Origin of the sequence: Lacinutrix mariniflava (genome assembly GCF_001418015.1) — a bacterium.
Taxonomy (GTDB): Bacteria; Bacteroidota; Bacteroidia; order Flavobacteriales; family Flavobacteriaceae; genus Lacinutrix; species Lacinutrix mariniflava.
Window position 1 is genome coordinate 1,133,685 of sequence record NZ_LIQG01000026.1, and the last position, 21,680, is coordinate 1,155,364.

General features: G+C 30.4%; 23 protein-coding genes. 6 read left to right on the forward strand and 17 right to left on the reverse strand.

Annotation, left to right across the window (positions count from 1 at the left end; translation table 11 throughout):
• Positions 1–25 precede the first annotated feature (25 nt).
• From ASC44_RS11960 to gcvP, 5 genes are all read right to left on the reverse strand, one after another.
• A complete protein-coding gene (locus ASC44_RS11960; RefSeq protein WP_055447819.1) occupies positions 26–880 on the reverse strand; it encodes a glycosyltransferase family 2 protein in 855 nt (284 codons plus the stop codon).
• 22 nt (positions 881–902) lie between these two features.
• Positions 903–1,754, reverse strand: coding sequence for a glycosyltransferase family 2 protein (locus ASC44_RS11965; RefSeq protein WP_055447820.1), 852 nt, complete (start codon positions 1,752–1,754; stop codon positions 903–905).
• Between the two features lie 69 nt (positions 1,755–1,823).
• The gene (locus ASC44_RS11970; protein WP_055447821.1) at positions 1,824–2,348 is read right to left on the reverse strand and encodes a methyltransferase; all 525 of its coding nucleotides are present in this window, start codon (positions 2,346–2,348) and stop codon (positions 1,824–1,826) included.
• An 11-nt stretch (positions 2,349–2,359) separates the two neighbouring features.
• Positions 2,360–3,418 (reverse strand): 3-oxoacyl-ACP synthase III family protein, encoded by a 1,059-nt coding sequence (locus ASC44_RS11975; protein WP_055447822.1) that lies wholly within the window; start codon positions 3,416–3,418, stop codon positions 2,360–2,362.
• A gap of 101 nt (positions 3,419–3,519) precedes the next feature.
• Positions 3,520–6,369 (reverse strand): aminomethyl-transferring glycine dehydrogenase, encoded by a 2,850-nt coding sequence (gene gcvP / locus ASC44_RS11980; RefSeq protein WP_055447823.1) that lies wholly within the window; start codon positions 6,367–6,369, stop codon positions 3,520–3,522.
• A gap of 119 nt (positions 6,370–6,488) precedes the next feature.
• Here gcvP and ASC44_RS11985 point away from each other — a divergent pair, with 119 nt between their 5' ends.
• Positions 6,489–7,319 (forward strand): UbiA prenyltransferase family protein, encoded by an 831-nt coding sequence (locus ASC44_RS11985; protein WP_055447824.1) that lies wholly within the window; start codon positions 6,489–6,491, stop codon positions 7,317–7,319.
• On the opposite strand, the gene ASC44_RS11990 is transcribed toward ASC44_RS11985, so the two are convergent.
• From ASC44_RS11990 to ASC44_RS12030, 9 genes are all read right to left on the reverse strand, one after another.
• Entirely contained in the window at positions 7,296–7,553 is a 258-nt protein-coding gene (locus tag ASC44_RS11990; RefSeq protein ID WP_055447825.1) for a hypothetical protein, read from the reverse strand. The genes ASC44_RS11985 and ASC44_RS11990 overlap by 24 nt on opposite strands.
• A 2-nt stretch (positions 7,554–7,555) precedes the next feature.
• Complete coding sequence (locus tag ASC44_RS11995; RefSeq protein ID WP_055447826.1) at positions 7,556–8,110, reverse strand: sigma-70 family RNA polymerase sigma factor; 555 nt, start codon at positions 8,108–8,110, stop codon at positions 7,556–7,558.
• Between the two features lie 46 nt (positions 8,111–8,156).
• Positions 8,157–8,552, reverse strand: a complete 396-nt coding sequence (locus tag ASC44_RS18195; RefSeq protein ID WP_055447827.1) for a hypothetical protein — start codon at positions 8,550–8,552, stop codon at positions 8,157–8,159.
• A 17-nt stretch (positions 8,553–8,569) separates the two neighbouring features.
• Positions 8,570–9,322 carry a class I SAM-dependent methyltransferase gene (locus ASC44_RS12005; protein ID WP_055447963.1) on the reverse strand — a complete coding sequence of 251 codons (753 nt, stop codon included), beginning with the start codon at positions 9,320–9,322 and terminating at the stop codon, positions 8,570–8,572.
• The gene (locus tag ASC44_RS12010) at positions 9,313–10,050 is read right to left on the reverse strand and encodes a DUF2071 domain-containing protein (protein ID WP_055447828.1); all 738 of its coding nucleotides are present in this window, start codon (positions 10,048–10,050) and stop codon (positions 9,313–9,315) included. Before ASC44_RS12010 ends, ASC44_RS12005 begins: the two co-directional genes overlap by 10 nt.
• Positions 10,034–10,429: a DoxX-like family protein gene (locus tag ASC44_RS12015; protein ID WP_055447829.1), complete on the reverse strand. Its 396-nt coding sequence runs from the start codon at positions 10,427–10,429 to the stop codon at positions 10,034–10,036. The genes ASC44_RS12010 and ASC44_RS12015 overlap by 17 nt, the downstream gene beginning before the upstream one ends.
• A gap of 7 nt (positions 10,430–10,436) precedes the next feature.
• Positions 10,437–11,312, reverse strand: coding sequence for a methyltransferase domain-containing protein (locus ASC44_RS12020; protein ID WP_055447830.1), 876 nt, complete (start codon positions 11,310–11,312; stop codon positions 10,437–10,439).
• Positions 11,313–11,366: 54 nt separating this feature from the next.
• Complete coding sequence (locus ASC44_RS12025; protein WP_055447831.1) at positions 11,367–12,071, reverse strand: YqjF family protein; 705 nt, start codon at positions 12,069–12,071, stop codon at positions 11,367–11,369.
• A 70-nt stretch (positions 12,072–12,141) separates the two neighbouring features.
• Positions 12,142–12,645, reverse strand: coding sequence for a GbsR/MarR family transcriptional regulator (locus ASC44_RS12030; protein ID WP_055447832.1), 504 nt, complete (start codon positions 12,643–12,645; stop codon positions 12,142–12,144).
• Between the two features lie 236 nt (positions 12,646–12,881).
• Between ASC44_RS12030 and ASC44_RS12035 the strand changes: the two genes are divergently transcribed.
• A complete protein-coding gene (locus tag ASC44_RS12035) occupies positions 12,882–13,418 on the forward strand; it encodes a hypothetical protein (RefSeq protein ID WP_055447833.1) in 537 nt (178 codons plus the stop codon).
• A gap of 4 nt (positions 13,419–13,422) precedes the next feature.
• Here the strand turns inward: ASC44_RS12035 and ASC44_RS12040 are convergent, their stop codons facing one another.
• The 3 genes from ASC44_RS12040 to purE all read right to left on the reverse strand — a co-directional run bounded on the left by ASC44_RS12040 (position 13,423) and on the right by purE (position 17,199).
• Positions 13,423–14,202 (reverse strand): hypothetical protein, encoded by a 780-nt coding sequence (locus tag ASC44_RS12040; protein ID WP_055447834.1) that lies wholly within the window; start codon positions 14,200–14,202, stop codon positions 13,423–13,425.
• Positions 14,203–14,295: 93 nt separating this feature from the next.
• A complete protein-coding gene (locus ASC44_RS12045) occupies positions 14,296–16,329 on the reverse strand; it encodes a M3 family metallopeptidase (RefSeq protein ID WP_055447835.1) in 2,034 nt (677 codons plus the stop codon).
• A gap of 387 nt (positions 16,330–16,716) precedes the next feature.
• Positions 16,717–17,199, reverse strand: coding sequence for a 5-(carboxyamino)imidazole ribonucleotide mutase (gene purE / locus ASC44_RS12050; protein WP_055447836.1), 483 nt, complete (start codon positions 17,197–17,199; stop codon positions 16,717–16,719).
• Positions 17,200–17,335: 136 nt separating this feature from the next.
• Here purE and ASC44_RS12055 point away from each other — a divergent pair, with 136 nt between their 5' ends.
• The 4 genes from ASC44_RS12055 to ASC44_RS12070 all read left to right on the forward strand — a co-directional run bounded on the left by ASC44_RS12055 (position 17,336) and on the right by ASC44_RS12070 (position 21,675).
• Positions 17,336–18,103, forward strand: a complete 768-nt coding sequence (locus ASC44_RS12055; RefSeq protein ID WP_055447837.1) for an alpha/beta fold hydrolase — start codon at positions 17,336–17,338, stop codon at positions 18,101–18,103.
• Positions 18,100–18,798, forward strand: a complete 699-nt coding sequence (locus ASC44_RS12060; RefSeq protein ID WP_055447838.1) for a helix-turn-helix domain-containing protein — start codon at positions 18,100–18,102, stop codon at positions 18,796–18,798. Before ASC44_RS12055 ends, ASC44_RS12060 begins: the two co-directional genes overlap by 4 nt.
• Positions 18,799–19,086: 288 nt before the next feature.
• On the forward strand, positions 19,087–20,115 hold the full coding sequence (locus tag ASC44_RS12065) for a T9SS type A sorting domain-containing protein (RefSeq protein ID WP_055447839.1): 1,029 nt from the start codon (positions 19,087–19,089) through the stop codon (positions 20,113–20,115).
• Between the two features lie 66 nt (positions 20,116–20,181).
• Positions 20,182–21,675, forward strand: a complete 1,494-nt coding sequence (locus ASC44_RS12070) for a hypothetical protein (protein WP_055447840.1) — start codon at positions 20,182–20,184, stop codon at positions 21,673–21,675.
• Positions 21,676–21,680 lie beyond the last annotated feature (5 nt).

Sequence of the window (21,680 nt, forward strand, 5' to 3'; positions counted from 1 at the left end):
GTTTCCGAGAAATCGAAAAGTAAAATTATTTCCATCTTAATCTCTTGATAAAACCTTGCCAACGCTCCTTTCTTACAAATACACCTTCTTCTTTTGTAATAAATGGTTGAACATTACTTTTTTTTGCTTTTAAATAGCCTGAAACAAAATTTTTGAAAGTTTCAAAATCACTTCTTTTAAGACCATTGTAAGTGCCTAAAATAAAAGTAAGTATAAAACCATAGCGCATTTTGTACATGGCTTCACCTTGTAATAATCGGGCTTGTTTATTGTAGTTTGCTCCAGTTGGTTTTAAGTGTTTTACTTTTAAATTGGCATCAAGTAAAATATGCCAATTATTAAATTTAGCTAAAAGCTCGTCGATAGTATCCCAACCCATATCTTTTTTTAGCATACCAATGTCTTTAAAACAGTCTTTAGTATAAGCTTTTAATGCACCTCGAATATGGTCTTTACCCGTAACTTGCTCTCTTAGCCATTTGTTGTTTTTCTTGACATAACAATAACCAGAAGCCATGCCAATGTTTTTGTTAGATTTAAAATGAACGGCTAAAGTTTCAAGATAGTTTTCCTGAAAAATTAAATCTGCATCAAATTTGCAAATAACATCATAGTTGTTATCTAAAGTTTCGAAACCTTTATAAAAAGCATTAATAATTTTGGAGCCAGGTAAATGTTTATTTGAAGATTTAACATTTACTAGAGATATCCAATGGTGTTGTTGTATAAATTGTTCTACAATAGTTTGGGTAGCATCAGTAGAATTATCATTAACTACCACAACAGATTTTGGTTGTAAAGTCTGTGCAACTAGCGAAGATAGAGTCTTAGCAATAAAATTAGCTTCGTTGTGAGCAGGTATGACGATGTAAAAATCCAAAGAATACGTTTAAAAATTGAAATTAACCAAAAATAGCTTCTTTTATACCTTTCCAACGTATTTTTCTAATGAATTGTCCTTCAGCTTCCGAAACTATAAATGCCTTTTTCTTGCGTCGCGCTTTAGAATACCCTTTTAAATCATTGGCTAATATTGAAAAATCTTGATTGTTAATGCTCTTCTTTAATGCAGCGATTACGCTAATTAGAAAGCCATATCTCATTTTATAAAAAGCTTCACCTTGAAGCAAAGCGCTTTTTTTTGAATAAGATTTTCCGGTAGGTTTTAAGTGTTTAACGTGTAATGTTTGGTTTGTTTTTACAGACCATCCATAATATTGTGCTAATAAAATGTCCACAGTGTCCCAGCCAATACTTTGTTTTAAGCCTCCAATGGCTTTAAAGCATTCTTTTCGGTAGGCTTTAAAAGGGCCACGAACATGATTTTTAGAAGATACAGTTTCATAAATCCACTCTCCATTTTTTTCTATGTAAGCTAATCCTCCAGCAATACCAATTTTTTTATCAGATTGAAAAATGGATACTATAGATTCTAAGTAATTTTTAGGAAGGATAATATCCGCGTCAAATTTGCAAATAATATCATAGTCGCTATCCAATGTTTCTAAGCCTTTATAAAAGGCATTAATAACTTTACTACCAGGAATGTGTTCTATTGAAGATTGAATAGTGATACTTTCTATCCAATTGTTTTTAGTTGAAAATGAATTAATAATATTTTGAGTAGTGTCTGTAGAATTATCATTTACTACAACTACTTTCTTTGGTAATAGTGTTTGATTGGTTAAAGATTCAAGCATTAGAGCAATGCAATCTTCTTCGTTGTGAGCAGGAATGACAATGTAGATTTTCAATATTTTTAATTTCAAATTTGCCAAATAATAATGAGATTACCACGTCCTTCGTCCTCGTAATGACCCTAATTATTTTATTCTTTCAGCATAAACAATATAATAACGATTAGTAAACCATCTTAAAACTGGACGAATACCAATTTTTTTAGTTGGGTTAGTCCATTGTTGACGATCAATTATTTTCCAACCTGCCTTTTCTAAAAGCCAATCGAATTGCCAATCTTCAAACTCATGGTAATGTCTATCCCATTTATCTGTTTTACTTCTATATGCCGAAGAAAACCATAAACGCATAGGAATACTAGCAACCAATTTATCTGCTTTTATAGATTTTAAAACAGTATACGGTGAAAGTAAGTGTTCGAAAATTTCGAAAGCCGTTACCACTGTGGCATCTGAATTTTCAATAGCTGAAGTATCCTCATCTATATCTTCACCAGAAGTATTATTTAAAATATAGCCACCTTTTTTCATGACTTCTGTAAACGGATTTTCAACGCCTAAGTCAAGAATAGTTTCATTTTTAGAAATATGTTTTTCTAAAAATTGATATGTTAATTTATATCTTTTATGAGGAAATTTACCTTCGTACAAGAAATGCTGTTTTAATGTTTATAAACAATACAGTTAATATTCATACCAGCACCAACGCTAGCAAAAATAATAACATCACCTTTATTAATTTCTTGATTCTCAAGTTTTTCTTTTAGAATCATATCATACAATGTTGGTACTGTTGCTACACTCGAGTTTCCAAGTTTAGCAATAGACATTGGCATAATGCCTGCTGGCATTTTCATATTATGAAGCTTATAAAAACGTTTTACAATAGCTTCGTCCATTTTTTCATTGGCTTGATGAATCAATATTTTTTTGACATCATTTATACCATATCCACTCTTTTCTAAACACGATTTTAGTGCCAATGGTACATTGGTTAAAGCAAATTCGTAAATTTTTCTACCATACATTTTAATGTAACGACGTTGACTTGTATTTTTTGGATCATTAGTTTCTCCAAAATATATAAAATGAGCTTCATCTAGTGCATAAGTTGCAGATTCATGAGCTATAATTCCGCCTTCGTCACTGGTTTCTTCTATAATTACTGCACCTGCACCATCACTATAAATCATGGAGTCTCTATCATGCTTGTCTATAACTCGAGATAATGTTTCGGTACCAATAACTAAACAGCGTTTTGCTATTCCAGCTTTAATAAATGCGTTTGCTTGAATAACACCTTCAATCCAACCTGGACAACCAAAAAGTAAATCGTAACCAACACATTTTGGGTTTTTAATTTGAAGTAAATGCTTTACGCGAGAAGCTAAACTTGGTACAGTGTCACTTTGCTCTGCGTCAGGTTTTACATCACCATAATTGTGTGCTACAATAATATAATCTAAAGATTCTTTGTCAATTTTAGCATTGGCAATAGCCTTTTCAGCAGCGTAAAAAGCAATATCAGAATTTAATAATTCAGGCTTTATATAGCGTCTTTCTTCAATTCCTGTTATCGCTTTAAATTTATCAACGATAATTTCATTTGGACTATTTATTTTTGAGCCATCTGCATTCAAAAATTCGTGATTATAAAAATCTTCATTTTTTTCAACAGTGCTTGGAATATAACTTCCTGTTCCAGTAATTTTAATATTCATATAAAAAAGTAATTGCCTTTAATCAATTATCCTACAAAGATAAGGAGTATAAATTAAAGGCAATTTATTTGTTAATTCATTTTACGACGTTCAAACCCGTATTATGCTTCCATATAGGCTTCAATTGGAGCACAAGTACAGATTAAATTTCTGTCTCCATAAGCATCATCAACACGTCTTACACTTGGCCAAAATTTAGTGTCATGTACGTAATCTAGTGGGAAAGCTGCTTTTTGACGAGAGTATGGTAATAACCATTCATCGCTTGTTACCATTGCCATAGTATGCGGAGCATTTTTTAAAGGATTATTATCGTCATCTTTATTAGCTTCAGAAATTTCTTTTCTAATAGAAATCATAGCGTCGCAAAAACGATCCATTTCTGCTTTACTTTCACTTTCTGTAGGTTCAATCATCATTGTTCCAGCTACAGGAAAAGAAACTGTTGGCGCATGAAAGCCATAGTCCATTAAACGCTTAGCAATATCAACTACTTCAATACCATTTGCTTTAAATGGACGACAGTCAATAATCATTTCGTGGGCTGCACGACCACGTTCTCCAGAGTACAATGTTTCGAAAGCGCCTTGTAAACGTTGTTTAATATAGTTTGCATTTAAAATGGCAACTTCGGTAGATTTTTTAAGACCTTTAACACCTAACATTTTAATATAACCATAAGAGATTAAACATGCTAATGCAGAACCGTATGGAGCAGAAGAAATTGCTGTAATAGCTTGGTCTCCTCCAGTTTTTATAACAGGATTTCCAGGTAAAAATGGAACGAGTTGTTTTGCAACGCAAATTGGTCCAACACCTGGTCCACCACCACCATGAGGAATAGCAAAGGTTTTGTGTAAATTTAAGTGGCAAACGTCTGCACCAATATTTCCAGGATTTGTTAAACCTACTTGGGCATTCATATTCGCACCATCCATGTATACTTGTCCACCATTATCGTGAATACATTTAGTAATCTCCTTAATTGCAGATTCGTAAACACCATGTGTAGAAGGATATGTTACCATTAAAGCAGCTAAATTATCTTTATGTAATTCTGCTTTTTCACGTAAATCGTCTACATCAATATTACCTTCTTCAGTAGACTTTGTAACCACCACTTTCATTCCAGCCATTACAGCACTTGCAGGATTTGTACCATGTGCAGATGATGGAATTAAGCAAATATTTCTATGGTTGTCTCCACGAGATTCATGATATGCTTTTATTACCATTAATCCTGCATACTCACCTTGAGCACCAGAATTTGGTTGTAAAGATGTACCAGAGAAACCAGTAATTTCAGTTAATTGGTCTTCTAATTCTTTTAAAACAGTTAAGTAACCTTTAGCTTGTTCTACAGGAACAAAAGGATGAATACTTCCCCAATTAGGATTACTTAATGGCAGCATTTCTGCAGCTGCATTTAATTTCATTGTACAAGAACCTAGAGAAATCATAGAGTGATTTAATGATAAATCTTTACGTTCTAAGTTTTTTATATAACGCATCAATTCTGTTTCAGAATGATGTGTGTTGAAAACGTCTAAGGTTAAAAAGTCTGTTTTACGTTGAAGTGTTTCAGAAATGTTATTGCCTTCAGAAATACTATCAATTGTAAATGTTTCTTTACCTAAAGCTTCAGCAAAAATTGAGATCATTTCATTAACGTCTGCAACTCTAGTTGTTTCGTTTATAGAAATAGTAACGGTTTCTTCATCTGGATAATAAAAATTAACCTGACGTTTTTCAGCTATAGCTTTAATTTGTGAAGCATTCGCTTTTAGTTGAATAGTATCAAAAAACGAAGTGTTTATTTGTTCTAAACCTAACTTTACTAAAGCATTTGCTAAAGTAGAGGTTGTGTTATGTACTTGGTTTGCAATAAAAGTTAAACCTTTTGGACCATGATAAACTGCGTACATTCCAGCCATTACTGCTAGTAATACTTGTGCTGTACAAATGTTTGATGTTGCTCTGTCTCTTTTTATATGTTGCTCGCGTGTTTGCAAAGCCATACGTAAAGCACGATTTCCATTTTTGTCTTTAGATACACCAATAATACGACCAGGAATATCACGCTTATAAGTTTCTTTAGTTGCAAAATATGCAGCATGTGGGCCACCATATCCTAATGGAATTCCAAAACGTTGTGTTGTGCCAACTACAACGTCTGCACCAAATTTACCAGGTGCTTCAAGTTTTACTAAACTTAAAATATCTGCAGCAACAGCAACTTTAATGTCTGCTGATTTTGCTTTTGCTATAAATGTTTTAATGTCGCTAACTTGTCCGTTTTTTCCTGGATACTGTAAAATGGCTCCGAAAAATTCAGAAGAAAAATCGAAATCATTTTCATTTCCTATTACTAATTCTACACCAATTGGAGTAGAACGTGTTTGTAATAATGATAAGGTTTGTGGTAAAATAGTTTCAGAAACAAAAAACTTATTGACACCAGCTTTCTTTTGAGCACGCTCGCGAACAGCAAATAATAAGCTCATTGCTTCTGCAGCAGCTGTGCTTTCGTCTAAAAGAGATGCATTTGCCAATTCCATTCCAGTAAGGTCTGTAACCATAGTTTGGAAATTTAATAAGGCTTCTAGTCGACCTTGTGCAATTTCTGCTTGGTAAGGTGTATAGGCAGTATACCAACCCGGATTTTCCAAAATATTACGTTGGATAACGGCTGGTAAAATTGTTGGGTGGTACCCTAAACCAATATATGTTTTGTAAATATTATTTAACTTAGATAGTTCGTTAATGTGCGACGAATATTCGAATTCGCTCATGGCAGCATCCAAATTTAAGTCGGCTTTTAAACGAATATCATCTGGAACAGTTTCGTAAATAAGCTGATCCATACTATCGACACCAATGGCGTCTAGCATTAGTTTTTGATCATTTTCTCTTGGACCAATATGGCGAAGTGCAAAAGTATTTGTGTTCATTGTAGTTGTGTGTATTTTGAGCATCAAAAATAATGAAAATTTAAAATCTTGTTTCTTAAAAAAATCTAAAGTTTTTAACCATTTAACAGCTTTATCAACAGTTTGTTTAACTTTGTTTAATGCGAATAATAAAACAGTTTATCGATTTTTACTTGAACAGTAGTATTCACGTAGCTTTAGCTGTCTACGCATTAAGTTGGATAACGTTATTTCAGTTCAACATTTCTTACGACGAGGATATTCTTTATTTTATTTTCTATGCAACAATAACGGGTTACAATTTTGTTAAGTATTTTGGAATAGCTAAATTTCACCATAGAAGTTTAACCGATGCTTTAAAAATTATTCAAGTTTTTTCATTTGTTTGCTTTTTGTTATTGTGCTATTATGCAACACAATTACAGCTAAAAACGTTGATTTCTATAGCTGTTTTTGGTGTTATTACTTTTTTGTACGCCATTCCTTTTATTCCAAAAAGTTTTTATTTGGATCACCAACAAAATCTGCGCGATGTGAGCGGTCTTAAAGTGTATGTTATTGCTTTGGTTTGGGCTGGTGTTACTGTCTTTTTGCCTTTAATTAATGACGACTTCAATATAAATGTAGATGTTTATATAACCGCTTTTCAAAGGTTTATTTTTGTAGTTGTTTTAATGTTGCCTTTTGAAATTAGAGATCTAAAATTCGATAATTTAAAGTTGGCTACAATACCACAAAAAATAGGAGTGAAGTATACTAAAGGTATTGGATTAGTATTATTAATATTTTTCTTTTTTGCTGAATTTTTTAAGAATGAATTAACCCATGGAAGTATAATTAAAACATTAATTGTTGCGTTGATAACATTCTGTTTTCTAGTTTTTTCAAATAAAAAAAGGAACCGTTATTACAGTTCCTTTTGGGGTGAAAGTATTCCAATATTCTGGTTACTCATTACTTTGTTTTGCTAATTCTTGCTCGAAAGCAGATTGCATTTTAGATTTCTCTGTAGTATCTAACTTAACAGGTTTTGTAGTAAAAACCTTAGTTAACTTCGCATTATTCTTAGTGTATTTTCTGCAAGCTGCACAAAAAGCTAAATGAAAAGTTAATTTAATTTTTTCTAAAATAGTAGCGTCGTTATACTGTGTTTTGTCACAAGTGTGATTCGCTTCATCACAACTTAAAAATATCTTATTACTCATTGTTAAAACCAATTTTTTTCTAAGCACCCAGCCATTGCAGTACGTGCTCTGTGAATGATTACCCATAGATTAGACGCAGTAATGTTTAATTCATTACAAATAGCTTCAGTTTCATAATTTAAAATTGTTTTCATTTCGAAAACTTGAGCTTGTTTTGCAGGTAACTTGTCTAAGCAATTATTTATTGCAGTGCCTAATTCTGTATTCTCGATAGTATCTTCTGCTGTTTTATCGAATGGATCTGCAACGCGTTCTTCTAGCCAATCGCCTTCGGTTTCAGTATCGCTATTGTAACTCATTCTTACTTCGGCTTTGCCTTTGTTCGAATTTATTTTACGATAATGATCTATAATTTTTCTTTTTAATATTGAAATAAGCCATGTACGTTCACTGGCTTCTCCTTTAAAGTTTTTCATAGACTTTAAGGCTGCTAAAAAAGTTTCGGAAACTAAGTCTTGAGCCATGTCTCTATCGCTTACACGAGAAACTGTGTAATTAAAAAGATAATCGGAGTACAAAGCAATCCATTGATTAGGATCTATTTTGTGATCTGGCATAGTTGGGAATTTTCATCAAAAGTAAAGAAAAAGAATTGCTTTTTAACTATTTAAAAAATATCAACAAAAAGATAATAGCAAAATAAGTCCATAAAATAGAAAATAGAATATGCATTATTGTTTCGAATAACTTGCCTTTCCACAGTTTAGTAGAATATACAAAGAATTGAAAAAACAATCTAACGCTCCAAAAGATACCAAAACCTAACGCTATTTTTTGTCCTAAAATGGTTGTGATTAATGCTTTAGAACAGGTTAGGCATAGTAAACCCATAAGAAAAATAGTGAGCGCGATAAAGAATGTATGAGTAATCATCATTTGTCTATTAATTAAACTTAGAGTTTTTAACTCTAAGGACCACTTAAAATACTTTGGAAAAGGAATATGTAGTAGTGCTAATAGTATTAAAAGAATACCTATTATTTTTAAATGAAGTTCCATATCTAAGGTTGTTGAGATTAAGGTTTGTTAATAATAATGGACATAAATGGAGTGAAATTAATGTCTTTAAAAGATGAAAAGCCTGCACTTTTATAAACAGATTTCCATGTGGTTTTCGAGAAGAAATGAGTAAAGCCTATTGAGAATGCTAAGAAATTAGGAAAGTTTCTTAAATGCTCTACCATGATTATTTTTCCCGATGGTTTACAAATGCGGTGACATTCTTTTAAAAATTCTATTTTTTCTAGATTCGATCTTATTTCATGAGCTGTAGATAATAGAAAAACAATATCTGTGCTATTATCTTGCAATGGAATATAATTAGTTGTTATCTGTTTTGTGTTAGGATACACTAGGCTTACTTTTCGAGCTCTTACAATTGCTGGTTCTGTGTGTTTTTTCGGGTTGTAAAAATCGAAAACCTGAAGATTAGATTCTGGAAATTTATTTTTAATGATAAAACTAGTTTCATCGAATCCTGCATTAATATTTACAATATTTAGTGAGTTTGTATATTCAATGTCACAAGACCTTAGCCAATTTAAATTGTAATACCCGGAATAGTCATAAACATAAGCAGAAACAATTAATGGCATTATAAGTCCATACATAAAGGCAATTATAATTACCCAAATTATAGCACTAGGCCATTGAAAATAAGAATGAACGACTATTAATAGTGCTAAAACTGTTAATCCAATAACATAGAAATGTCTGTTGAAACTTAAAATATTAAGTACGCCTTGTAATTTTTTTCTTTCTATTTCCATAATTCTATACTTCCTTTTTTCCAATGATAGGGAACGTTTTCTATTACAAATGCATTTGCCAATACGTGATTTTTAAGTTTTAAAGTGTTTAGGAAATTAATGTTGTAAGATTCTATTTTTATTGGTTTTGGTTTCCAGTTTTGTCTCACGCCTTGTATTACTAATACTTCTTTTGTGTTTTCGTTATAGGTGAAAGTAAATGGTAGAGGTCCTGCAAAACGTCTTGCTTCTTTCCAATTCTCGAAAGGTGAGTTTTTTGGTAAAGGTGCTTCTTTTTCATTTGTGTCTATTGTTATTTTAAAGTTTGAATGGTTTGAGGATATTATATTTTTATTACCTGTAATGCTTTGTTTAACATCTGTAGTTGTGTAATTATAGTGTGTGAAAATATTACCCATTAGTGCCATTTTCTTTTTATTTGTTTCAGATTTTATAATGTATAAGCCACGTAAGCGCTTTCCTTGGGTATTAGTATAGCGTACAAAAATGCGATAACCAATTAAAAAAAAGTCGCTGCCCATAAATTTAGGAAACCCTTTTGGTTTTAAATCCTTGGTTTGTACCATTGCAACTGCAACAAAAGCCCACTTATCTTTAAAAGTGTCCAGCGTTAAGCATTCTGGAATTAAATTCTCTAACTGTTCTTTAGGCACTGCAAAAGTGAGGACTGTTGAGCTTTCAAAAAAAGCGTCTACAGCAAAAGGATGGTTTTTAAGCTTTGCTAACATTGTTTTCTTTTTTATTAAAATGAAAATTATTTAGGTATACTATTGTAACAAATAATAAGGCAAAAACGATATTGAATTTTTGCCACAGTAATAAGTCTGGAACAAGAGTAAACTCAATAATATTCATGATTAAAACGATGATAATTTGAATTACTGCATTACATTTTTGTTTGTATTGTGATAGTATCCAAATAGCCATGCATACCTCTGAAAACCCAATAATTATAGTTAGTGTTCTAGAGTGTTCTGTGTTTAGAATGTGTGCAACAATCGCTTCGTGCCTTGGTACTTGATTTAATATTTTACAATACAAACCATTAATAAGCCAGACTAATGCAATTAGTATAGTAATGGTTTTGTGTAATATTGGGTTTTTCATTGTTTAATTATTTTGTGCAACTTATAATATAATACCCAAAGCTTTTCATGTGTAATCCAGAAAGTAATGCATAAAAAGAACCTTTTAGATTATGCAGACTTTCTCGTTTAAGAGTTTTAAATGAAAATATTTTTTTTAGAATAAAAGAAACTATTGTAAAAGGAACATGAAGCACAGAAGGTGCAACTCTAAAAGAAATATCTTCTATTTTAATATTTTTAAAACCTATATTTTCTAAGTCCTTCTTTACGTTATTTATAGCGCCTAAATTTGTTAAACTCCAATGGTCGCAAAGTCTGCGGTGAGAGTAATGTGCGCCATAACATAATTCGCTTTCCTCTTTTTTAAGAAACGCATCTGCAATAACAAAACGTCCTCCAGGATTTAAAACACGATAAGCTTCTTGTAAAGATTCTTTTTTGTGTCCAGAATGACATAAACTCTCTATTGCTAAAGCAGAATTAAATGTATTTGTTTTAAAAGAGGTGTTATTATAATTCTCGTTTAAAATAGTCCCATTTTTATCTTTAAGTAAGCTATTGCCTTTTTCTACTTGAAAGCTAGATAGTGTTACTCCAAAAGTAGTGAGGTTTTTGTTGTTTTTAAGTGCGTAACGCATAGTGCCACCAACACCACAACCTAAATCTATTAAGTTAGATTTGTCTTTAGGGATATTTAAACGTTTTAATACTTGGTTGTTCATCTCGTTAAGCATCGTGTTTCGAGCAAACGGACTGTTTTTAAACGGACTATAATATCCAAAATGCATGTTTAAATCTTTACTCCAAAATTCGTAATCTTCTGTAGCTTCGTTATAGAAATCTATCATTTCTATTTTCGTTTTTTCTACTTTTTCTTGGTGATTTAGTGTTATTGATTTCATAATACAAACTATTTAATATTGGAATATGAGTTAATCCTTTAATTTTTATACTCTTTATAATTTTAGCTTATTTTTTACTGTAATCTGAGAACCAACTGCCACGATTACAGAATCTGGAGATTTACTATTTAATATTTTGAAAGGAATTCCATAGTTGGATTCAAAATCGACATCTATTTTATATTTTAAAACGTTGTATTGATTCCATTTTGGGTGTGTAACTTCGTACTCGTATGTTGTGCTGCCTTTTTTGGTGTAACCAAAATAATGCTCAGTAATAAATGCTTCTTCGCTTTCGGTAGGTATAGAACTCGCTGTCTTTTGGGTTTCGATAGACATGGTTTGTGTTCTATTTTTTAATTCCCATGAGTATTCAATAGTTTTAGAATTATCATTATTTAACCACTTATGAGACATTTTTCTAGTTTCATAATGCTCATGGTATAAAGTATTTGCTGTGAAAGTTATTAAATGTTTTGGAACAATTTCTTTTATAAAAACAACGCCACGTCTCCATTCGTTTTTTACTTTTCTCTTAACATAAAATCTAAGATTTACTTCTTCAAAGTTGATAAGATTAGGAACTTTTATTCCAAGTAGTTTTGTGTTTTTAAACATGAAACCAACCAAACTTACAAAGCATTTATTATTGTGTAAATCTAATTCGGTTCCTTTTGGAATGTATGATTCTAATAATTTTGGATCTATAGAGTAATTTATTAAAACTAAATTTTTCCAATCGGCGTTTATAAGTGTCATAATTATTTTTTTAATAATTTCTAATTATTTTAAACTTTCAGAAAAAATTGAAAGTTTAGTTTAAATTTTTTTATTTGAATAATTTTAAAACAGACTTAGTAATCCAGTTTTGTTTTTGGTCTACTAATTTGTTAATCATTACATCCATGGTTTCTGTTAATTCGTACAGTGCTTTTGTTTGTTTAATAAGTTCTTTACTTTTTTCTGTACCGTCGTTTTTAATAGAGGATACTTCTTCTAAAACTTTAATAACTGGTTTTATTTCACGTCTGCTTCTTTCTTTAGCAACTATTCGTGCTAATTCTTGTACGTCTTTTTCAGTTGTAAAAAACTCTTTACGTTCGCCAGCAACCAGTGTTTTTGTTACAATGCCCCAATCCATTAACTGACGTAAATTCATTGAAGTATTACCACGAGAAATTTTTAGTTCCTCCATAATATCTTCCATAGATAAGGGTTTTGTAGAGATAAAAAGCAATGCTTGAATTTGAGCCATTGCCTTGTTAATTCCCCAAAGAGAACCTAAACTTCCCCAAGTACTTATAAATTTATCTTTTGCTTCTTGGTATTCCATACAGCAAATATATGATAATTTTTAAACTTTCAGTAATTATTGAAAGTTTAATTATTGTTATACTCTATTTTTATAAGAAACATAGTTTCGAAATAAAAATTGTTAGTAGCACTAATTTCCTTGTAGAATGGGTTCTTTGGAAATGTATATAAATGTTGTTTTTAGCGAAAGAAAGGTTGAAATCTTTTACAGATGATTAATTTGATCTATATTAGAAATCTTCAAAGGATATAAATATGAGAAAATTAAAACTATTTTTATTAATCGTTTTTATTTATACAAATGCTAGTGCTCAATTAACGGAAGGTAATTGGCTTGTTGGTGGTAGTGGAAACTATTCTAGTCGAAACTCTAAGTTTGACAATGAAGTTGAAACTAAAATTAATAGAATTGAAATAAAACCCAATATGGGTTATTTTATAAAGGATAAGTTAGCAATAGGTGCTTCATTGAGATTTGAACATCAACAAATATTTTATACTTATGGAATTGGTTTGTTTTCAAGATATTATTTTTTGGAACAGGATAGAACTTTTAATTTATTTGCGCAGGCTCATTTTGATTTTGTTGATGTGGTCTCAGATGTTGAAGGTGGAAAGCGAAGTCGAACTTCAAATTACTATGGCGTTAGAGTTGGTCAAGTAATATTTTTTAATAGCGTAGTTGGACTAGAGTTCGCTGTAGAATACGAACGAGGAAATTTACCAGATAATGGTGTAGCTAATAATATAAAAGCTGTACTAGGTTTTCAAATTCATTTAGAGAAAAAGTGATTAATTATTTCACTTGCAAATGAATATGGTCATCATGCCTAACGGCTTTACAACCTTGAAAACGTATTTTGTTGTAATTACCTAAACCTAAGTTTTGTTTTAAATAAGGTTCAATAAATATTTTCTGAGTTTCATTTTGAGATAAGAACGAGAGTATTACCTTTTTTGTGTCAATTGCATCAAAATCTACAGTGTTAATCTCTCCAAAAGCTAAGTATTTAGTAAAATCATATTGCCAATAGCCTTTTTTTAAACAACTTTTGTTTGAGTAATTTTCTTCGTTTACAAAAATGCCGTATCCTGAAAGGCCTGGTTTTTTATCGGTAGTACTTCCTTCTTTCGTTTTATAAATAAAGGAGATGTCTACTTTTTTGCCGTCATTATGACTTCTGTGTGGTAACAAGGGAAAACCGTTGTAGAAAGGAAAGTTGGCATCTAAATAAGTGATGTTAATATTGTCTTTTTTTAATTCTATAGAAGATTTTTTTAGTAGCGCATTTAAATCTGGTGTAACATAATTCCTAAATAGTAATGGGTAAAATAAGTTTCTAGGTTTTAAATTATCATTTAAAATAGGTAATTGTTCACGACCTAATTGTTTTGCTAAAGGCGGAACGATTAGTAGGTTGGAAATTAAATACAATGTTGAAAAAACGTATCTCTTTTTCCATTGTTTTGCTTTACAAAATAATAATGTGACAATCCAAATTAAGCCTCCAACTTGTGTAAAAATAGTTAGAAAGATAATCCATATAATGTGAAGTAATATTTTAACTAGTTTCATTAAATAGAAAAGACGTTGGTTTTTAATTCAACGTCTTTTAATGTGTTTTGTTATAATGTTTAGATTCTTTGCTATACTCTTAATGACAAAACTCTACTTTATCAATCCTGCACGCTTCAATAAAGCTTCAGGTTTTGGTTCTTGACCTCTAAAGCGTTTGTATAAAACCATTGGGTTTTCAGTTCCACCTTGAGACAAGACATTGTCTTTAAACTTAGTTGCAATCTCTTTATTAAAAATACCGTTTTGTTTAAAGTAATCGAAAGCATCTGCATCTAATACTTCAGCCCATTTGTAACTGTAGTAACCAGAACTGTAACCACCTTGAAAGATGTGTGCAAAAGCGGTACTCATGCAATTCTCTTTAACATCTGGATATAAATTGGTATCTTTAAAAGCTTCGGTTTCAAATTCCTTTACACTTTTTATAGACTTAGGAGCTTCATTAGCATGCCAAGACATATCTAATAAACCAAAGCTAAGTTGTCTTAATGTTTGCATGCCTTGTTGAAAAGTAGCAGACTCTTTAATTTTGTTAACTAGATCCATTGGTATTACCTCTCCAGTTTCGTAATGTGTAGCAAATAACTCTAAAGCTTCTTTTTCGTAACACCAGTTTTCCATAACCTGACTTGGTAATTCTACAAAATCCCAAAATACACTAGTTCCAGACAAACTTGGATAGGTTGTGTTAGCAAGCATACCATGTAAAGCATGTCCAAACTCATGAAATAGCGTAGTAACCTCATTAAATGTTAATAAAGAAGGCTTGCTTTTTGTTGGTTTTGTAAAGTTGCAAACTATAGATACGTGTGGTCTTTCTTCTTTGCCGTCTTTTACAAATTGTGGTTTATAACTCGTCATCCAAGCACCATTTCTTTTTCCTTTTCTAGGGAAGAAATCTGCATAGAAAATTGAAACTAAATCACCATTTTCGTTAGTTACTTTGTAAGTTAGTACTTCTTCGTGGTATTTGTCGATGTCGCTTATGTCTTCAAATTCTAATCCGAAAAGTTTTTTAGCAACTATAAAAGCACCATCGATAACGTTTTCTAATTTAAAGTATGGTTTTAATTGTTCGTCGTCTAAACTGAATAGTTTTTGTTTCAGTTTTTCAGAATAATAAGCAGAATCCCATTTTTCTAATCTGTCTATTCCATCTAAATCTTTTGCAAAATCTTCAAGATTTTTAAATTCTTTTTGTGCTGCAGGTTTTGCCTTGGCTAATAAATCATTTGAAAAATCTAAAACAGTTTCAGGAGTTTCAGCCATGCGTTCTTCTAAAACAAAATGAGAATGTGTTTTATAGCCTAATAAGTTAGCACGTTCAAAACGAAGTGTAACAAGTTGTAAAACGATGTCTTGGTTGTCTAATTTATCTCCTTTAAAAGCTTTGCTTCCTGCTTCTTTAGAGAGTTGTTCTCTAAGTGTTCTGCTGTCTGCATAAGTCATAAAAGGAATATAACTTGGGTAATCTAAAGTAATTAACCAGCCTTCTTTCTTTTTGCTTTCGGCTAATTGCTTTGCAGCTTCTTTTGCGCCATCAGGTAAGCCCGATAAATCATCCTCATTGGTAAGGTGTAATTCGTATTTATTGGTTTCGGCTAAAATATTTTCACCGAACTTTAATTTTAATTTGGATAGTTTTTTATCTATTTCACGAAGTTTGGTTTTGTCTTCTTCGTTTAAATTAGCGCCATTTCTAGAAAAGCTTTTGTATTTTTTGTCTAATAATGTTTGCTGCTCTGTAGTTAGTTCTAAGTCGTCTTTTATATCGTAAACGGCTTTTACACGTTTAAATAAATCTTCGTTTAATGTAATATCATTCCCAAATTCTGATAGTATTGGTGATATTTCTTGAGCTATCTTTTGAATGTCTTCTGAAGTTTCAGCAGAATTTAAGTTAAAGAAAATACTTGTAACACGATCTAATTGTTGTCCAGAAAACTCTAAAGCTTCAATAGTATTTTGAAATGATGGCGTTTCTGTATTTGAGATTATTGCATCAATTTCTTTCTTAGTTTCTTCAATAAGAGTCAAAATTGCTGGCTTATAGTCTTGATTTTCAATTCGAACGAATGGCGCTGAATTGTATTTCGTCGAAAAAATAGGTATTAATATGTTCATTTTCAATGAGTTATTTTTTATTGTTAGTATATTTCGATTATAAACATGTAAAAAATCGAAATAAGTTATAAATTTGCATCAGATTTTTTCTTGAGAGTTGGTTACTCTCTTAAAAATTATTGATTAATAGCGATGAAAAGCCTCAAATTTATTTGAGGCTTTTTTTTATGCCTTTAATTATATAAAATGATATTCTTCTTCTTTAAACAACCGATTAGCGTTTATTTGTGCTTTTAGTCGATTATAATGATGTTTTTCTCTTAGAATATTAAAATAGGAGACAAAAGTTGGAAATTTGTCTTAAGTTTTTTTGATGTGAGATCTACTCATATATAGAAAGATTAATAGCGATTAAAAGCCCAGGAGACTGGGCTTTTATATTTTACACTATTTTATGTTCTTAGAAGCTGCTTCTACCTTAAGTTTTAATTCTTCTTTATAAGCTACTATTTTTTCTAATATAATTGTATCACTAGATCCAATTATTTGTGCTGCTAAAATGCCTGCGTTTTTTGCACCATTTAATGCTACTGTTGCTACAGGTACACCTCCTGGCATTTGTAAAATAGATAATATTGAATCCCAACCATCTATAGAGTTTCTGCTTTTTACAGGAACTCCAATAATAGGTAAAGGAGATAAAGATGCTACCATTCCTGGTAAATGTGCTGCACCTCCTGCGCCAGCAATAATTACTTTTATACCACGTGTATGTGCGTTTTTACTGTAATCGAATAATTTTTCTGGTGTTCTGTGTGCCGAAACGATATCTACTTCAACTTCTATATCAAAGCTTTTTAAAATGTCTATTGCTTCTTGCATTACTGGAAGGTCGCTATCGCTTCCCATTATTACGCCTACTTTGCTCATAATTATTGATAAAAAATTATATTTTATATATACACAAAAATACAGTTTTGAAATGTTATTTTTTGGCTTTTTAAAATATAAAATTTTGATTTTAGTAATGAATTTATTAGGTTCGATATAACCTAATCTATTAAAAATGAACTTTAAAGTCGCTATTGGCAATAAGAGAGGTGCATTAATTTGTATACATGGTAATTCCTCTTCCTCTAATATATTTGATACAATTGTATCGGAATACACTAAATATAGTATAACATTACCAGGGCATGAAGTTGATAAGTATTGTGTTAAAGAAAATGCAGATTACTCACTAACTAAATATAAAGAACAACTTATTTCATTTATTAACGCATTAAATGTTCCTGTATTTTTAATAGGAAATTCCCTAGGTGGTCATTTAGCTATAGAAATCGCTCATGAGATTAATGCTTTGAAAGGTTTAATGATTTTTGGTGCTCCTCCAGTAGAGAAGCCTATTAATTTTGAAGAAGCTTTTTTACCGGTTGAAGCACTACAAACGTTCTTAACTCCAAATCCAGATGAAGCCGCTGTACTTGAAGCTTGTAAAGTTACTTTGTCTAATCAAAACCATTTAGAAATAGTAAAGGGTTATTTTAATGATACAGATCCATTAGTTAGGTCTCATACTGCTAATGATATTATGAGTGGTAATTGGAGTGATCAAAGAGAATTGTTCGTGAGTTTAAAGTGTAATAAATATATAATTCATGGGTTGCAGGATCCTTCGGTTAACATAGAATACTTAAAAAAAGTTGTTAACGCCTGTAGTATACATTGCGAATTAATTACTATCGATAAATGTGGACATTATCCTAGTTTGGAACAGCCTAAAATATTAAATACTACACTTAGTAAAGTGTGCGATAATGTATTCGCAATATGAGTGTTTTAAATGAAAAAGAATTTTTAATAACTAATCAACAATTCGCATTTAAACTACGCGATTTGTTTTTAACTAATCGCGATTTATTTAATGAGCTAGAAGAGTATTTGCCTTATAGTATTCATGTTAATAATAAAGAAACATTAGACTTAGTTTATTGTAATGATAAGTTGTTGAGTAAAGGTCCAGAAATGGTAACGCTTAAAGAAGTTGGAGCGACTTACCTGGATAAAATATCGTGTCCTAAACTATTAAACTTAGCTAAGAAAAAAGCAAAACAATTTAAAATTAATCAAGATTTTAATGAAGTAGTATCTTATCCTCAACATCTTCAGGTAAGCGATAAAATGACTTTTTTTTATTCTAATAAGCTTCATTTAAATTCAGAATATTTTTTTAATATCTCAAACTTTATGGACGATTTAGGTGCTTTGGGGAGTGTTTTTAATTCTATATTTATAGTGTTGCAAAAATCAAATATTGATTGGCAATGTTTTCAGAGTTTAACCAAAAGAGAAAAAGAAATATTAGATTTATTAGGACAAGGACAATCAACAAAAGTAATCTCAGAACAATTATTTATTTCCGAACGAACAGTGTCTACTCATAGAAAAAATATTTACTTTAAAACAGGGTGTAAAAATATAGTAGAGTTAATAAATTTTAATTTGGCTTTGAAAGTATTGAAGTTGTAGGTTCTATTTTTGAAAGTGTTTTTGTAGTTAAATACCCTCTAAAGGGTATTTTTTTTGTTCAATTTTTTCTAAAATTTGTTGTGGAATTTAAACCTCTGCATCAATAATGTTTTTTGCAATTATTTAACCAATGCATTTCGTGATATATAACCTGCATTTCGTGACATTTATTTCCATAAGCCTTGATTTTGTTGCAGTTTTGATTTGCTATTAATCAATTATTTTAAAGCCCTTTGCTTGAATTTAAGTCGAGGGTTTTAATTAAAAATGTAACTAATAACTATATATATGAAACTAAAAATTACTTTATTATGTCTTGCAATTTCTGCAATTTTGAATGGACAAACAACAGATGTTATAACCACAGGATTAAACAATGTTCAAGATTTGTATTTTGTTGGTAACGAACTCTATATCGCTAATTATCCGGGAGGAATATTAAAAGCGAATATATCTGTTAGTAATCCTACACCAACTGTTGTAGCGAACCACATGAATATTTTAACAGTATTAGAAAATTCAAACATATTATATGCTGCCGGAAATGGACCTGGAGTAGAAAATTTCACTTTGGGAGGAGCGAGTAATGGTGGTTTTAGTGTCACTAGTAATGTAAGTTCAATAGTAATTAATAATAACGATATGTTTATTGCACTTAAAGATCAGATGAAAATTGTTAAAAAAGATTTAACTAATACATCTCAAGTAGTAGATTATCTAAATGTTACTAGGCCAAACGATTTATGTTTGGTTGGTAGTACATTATATATTGCAGAAGGAGATAGTGAGACTGTTTCTAAAATAGATATTAGTAGTGATAATCCAACTTTAACTAATGTAATAACAAATATTGGCCAGCCTACACAAGCCATAGAAGTTTTAAATAATTATCTATATGTAGCAGTTAGTTATCCAAGTATTATCTACAGAGTAGATTTATTAAGTTCTAATCCTACTTTAGAGCAAATAGCAACAATGTCAAACGAAATAGGAGCTTTAAGAGCAAACGGGAACGACTTGTATATTGGGAATTCAAACGTTATAAAAAAATTAGATTTGAATACACTCTCAACAAGAGATAATAATGTTTTAGAAGCTTCAATAAATCTCTACCCAAATCCCGTAACAAACACCTTAAAAATTGAAACAGACAAAACTATAATTAGTTTACAGTTAAACGATATAAATGGTAAAACTATTTATAAAACCAACCAAGCTTTAACGCAATTAGATATGAGTACTTATAATTCTGGTTTGTATTTTATGAAAATAGAAACTGAGGCCGGTGTGAGTGTGAAGAAGGTTGTGAAGGAGTAACCTAATTTAACAACTAAATTTTATTGCAAATTTTATACTATTAATTAATTTAATACAGCAATACCTATGAAAAATTTAAAAATTTTATTTGTGCTTTGTTTATTTGTTTTTAAGGGATTTGGGCAAGATTCTAGTGAAACTATTATCGAATATAAAAAAGCATTATTTAATTACGAACTTTTAGTTTTAAGTGAGCTTCAGGAATATAATTTTGGAAATGATTCAGGTTATTTTGCTGTGCAGCCTAAATTAATGAATGAAAAAATAAAAGATATATTTAACACTGTAGTTTTGGCTAATAAAGACAGGGCTACTAATGGTACATCAGTAGGATATCAACAAAATAAAGATAAAGGTACTATTTCTGTTAATGCAAATTTTAATCTTACACAAAATTACAACCATTTTTTAAAACTAGGTATAAACGGAAGTGGTAGTTCTACTTTTGGTTTATTCGAAAATGACTCGTGGAATAAAGGTGTTGGAGGTAATATAGGTTATTTGTATAAAATTAATAATAGCACAGTTTATTATAGCTCTGAAGATGCAAGAAGTAGTGGTTTAAAAAGAATTGAACATATCTATTCTAAAATAAAATTATACCATAAAGTTTTAAAAGAATTTGAGAAAACTAATAAAGGTGAAAGTACTATCGCTTTTCTTAAGAAATTTAAAAATGTTAATTCTGAAGTTGTAAACGATAATATAAGAAATGATATAATAAAATTAACCAAAAAGCTAACAGAATTGAATTCAGATAAAAAAGATTTCTTTAATAAAGTAAATCTTAGTGAAGAATTAGAAAGTATTTTAGAGAAATATGAAAATGACTTAAGTGATGAGAAACTTGCTGCTGATGATTTTGTGAAAAATCAATTCTATGAATTTGACAAAAAAAACGATATAACTTATGGTTATAGAATGAGTTGGTTTGATGTTGATTTATCTTTAAGTAATCAAACATTTAAATTTAATGAAGATAATATTAGTAAAGAAATTGACACTGTAGCTTTTAAAAATTTAGCTGTCGATAAAGAGCTCAATAAGTTAAGAGTAGGTTTGTCTGGAAGTTATAATTATACACTTAAATCTCAAAATTATATTTTTTATTTAAAAACAGGAATAGGTTTTAATAGTGGCTCGTTTTTGGGCAGTAATATTATAGATGGAACACCCGAGATTGATAAAAACCTAACTATATTCGATGAGTCAAATGATGAGAATGAGGAGGCTAAAGGAAGTTTTGAATCGATAAAAAGAAATTTAGAATATGGAAATTTTGATTTTTATACAGCATTATTTTTTGGAAAGAATCAAAAGTTTGGAGTAAATATTAATTTACGACATAGTTATTTGGTAAACAAGCCAGAAGATGTGTTTTATAAAAATAATTTTACAGCACTCGTTGGGCCAATTTTTAAAGCAATAGGTTCAGATGGTAAAGGAGCTATTTTAGGTATTGATTTTGGATTTGAAGATGCTTTTTATAAAACTAAAATTAACGATAATTTTACAGCTAGATTAAGAGTTGGAATTCCATTTAATATTTTCACTAAATAATAAAA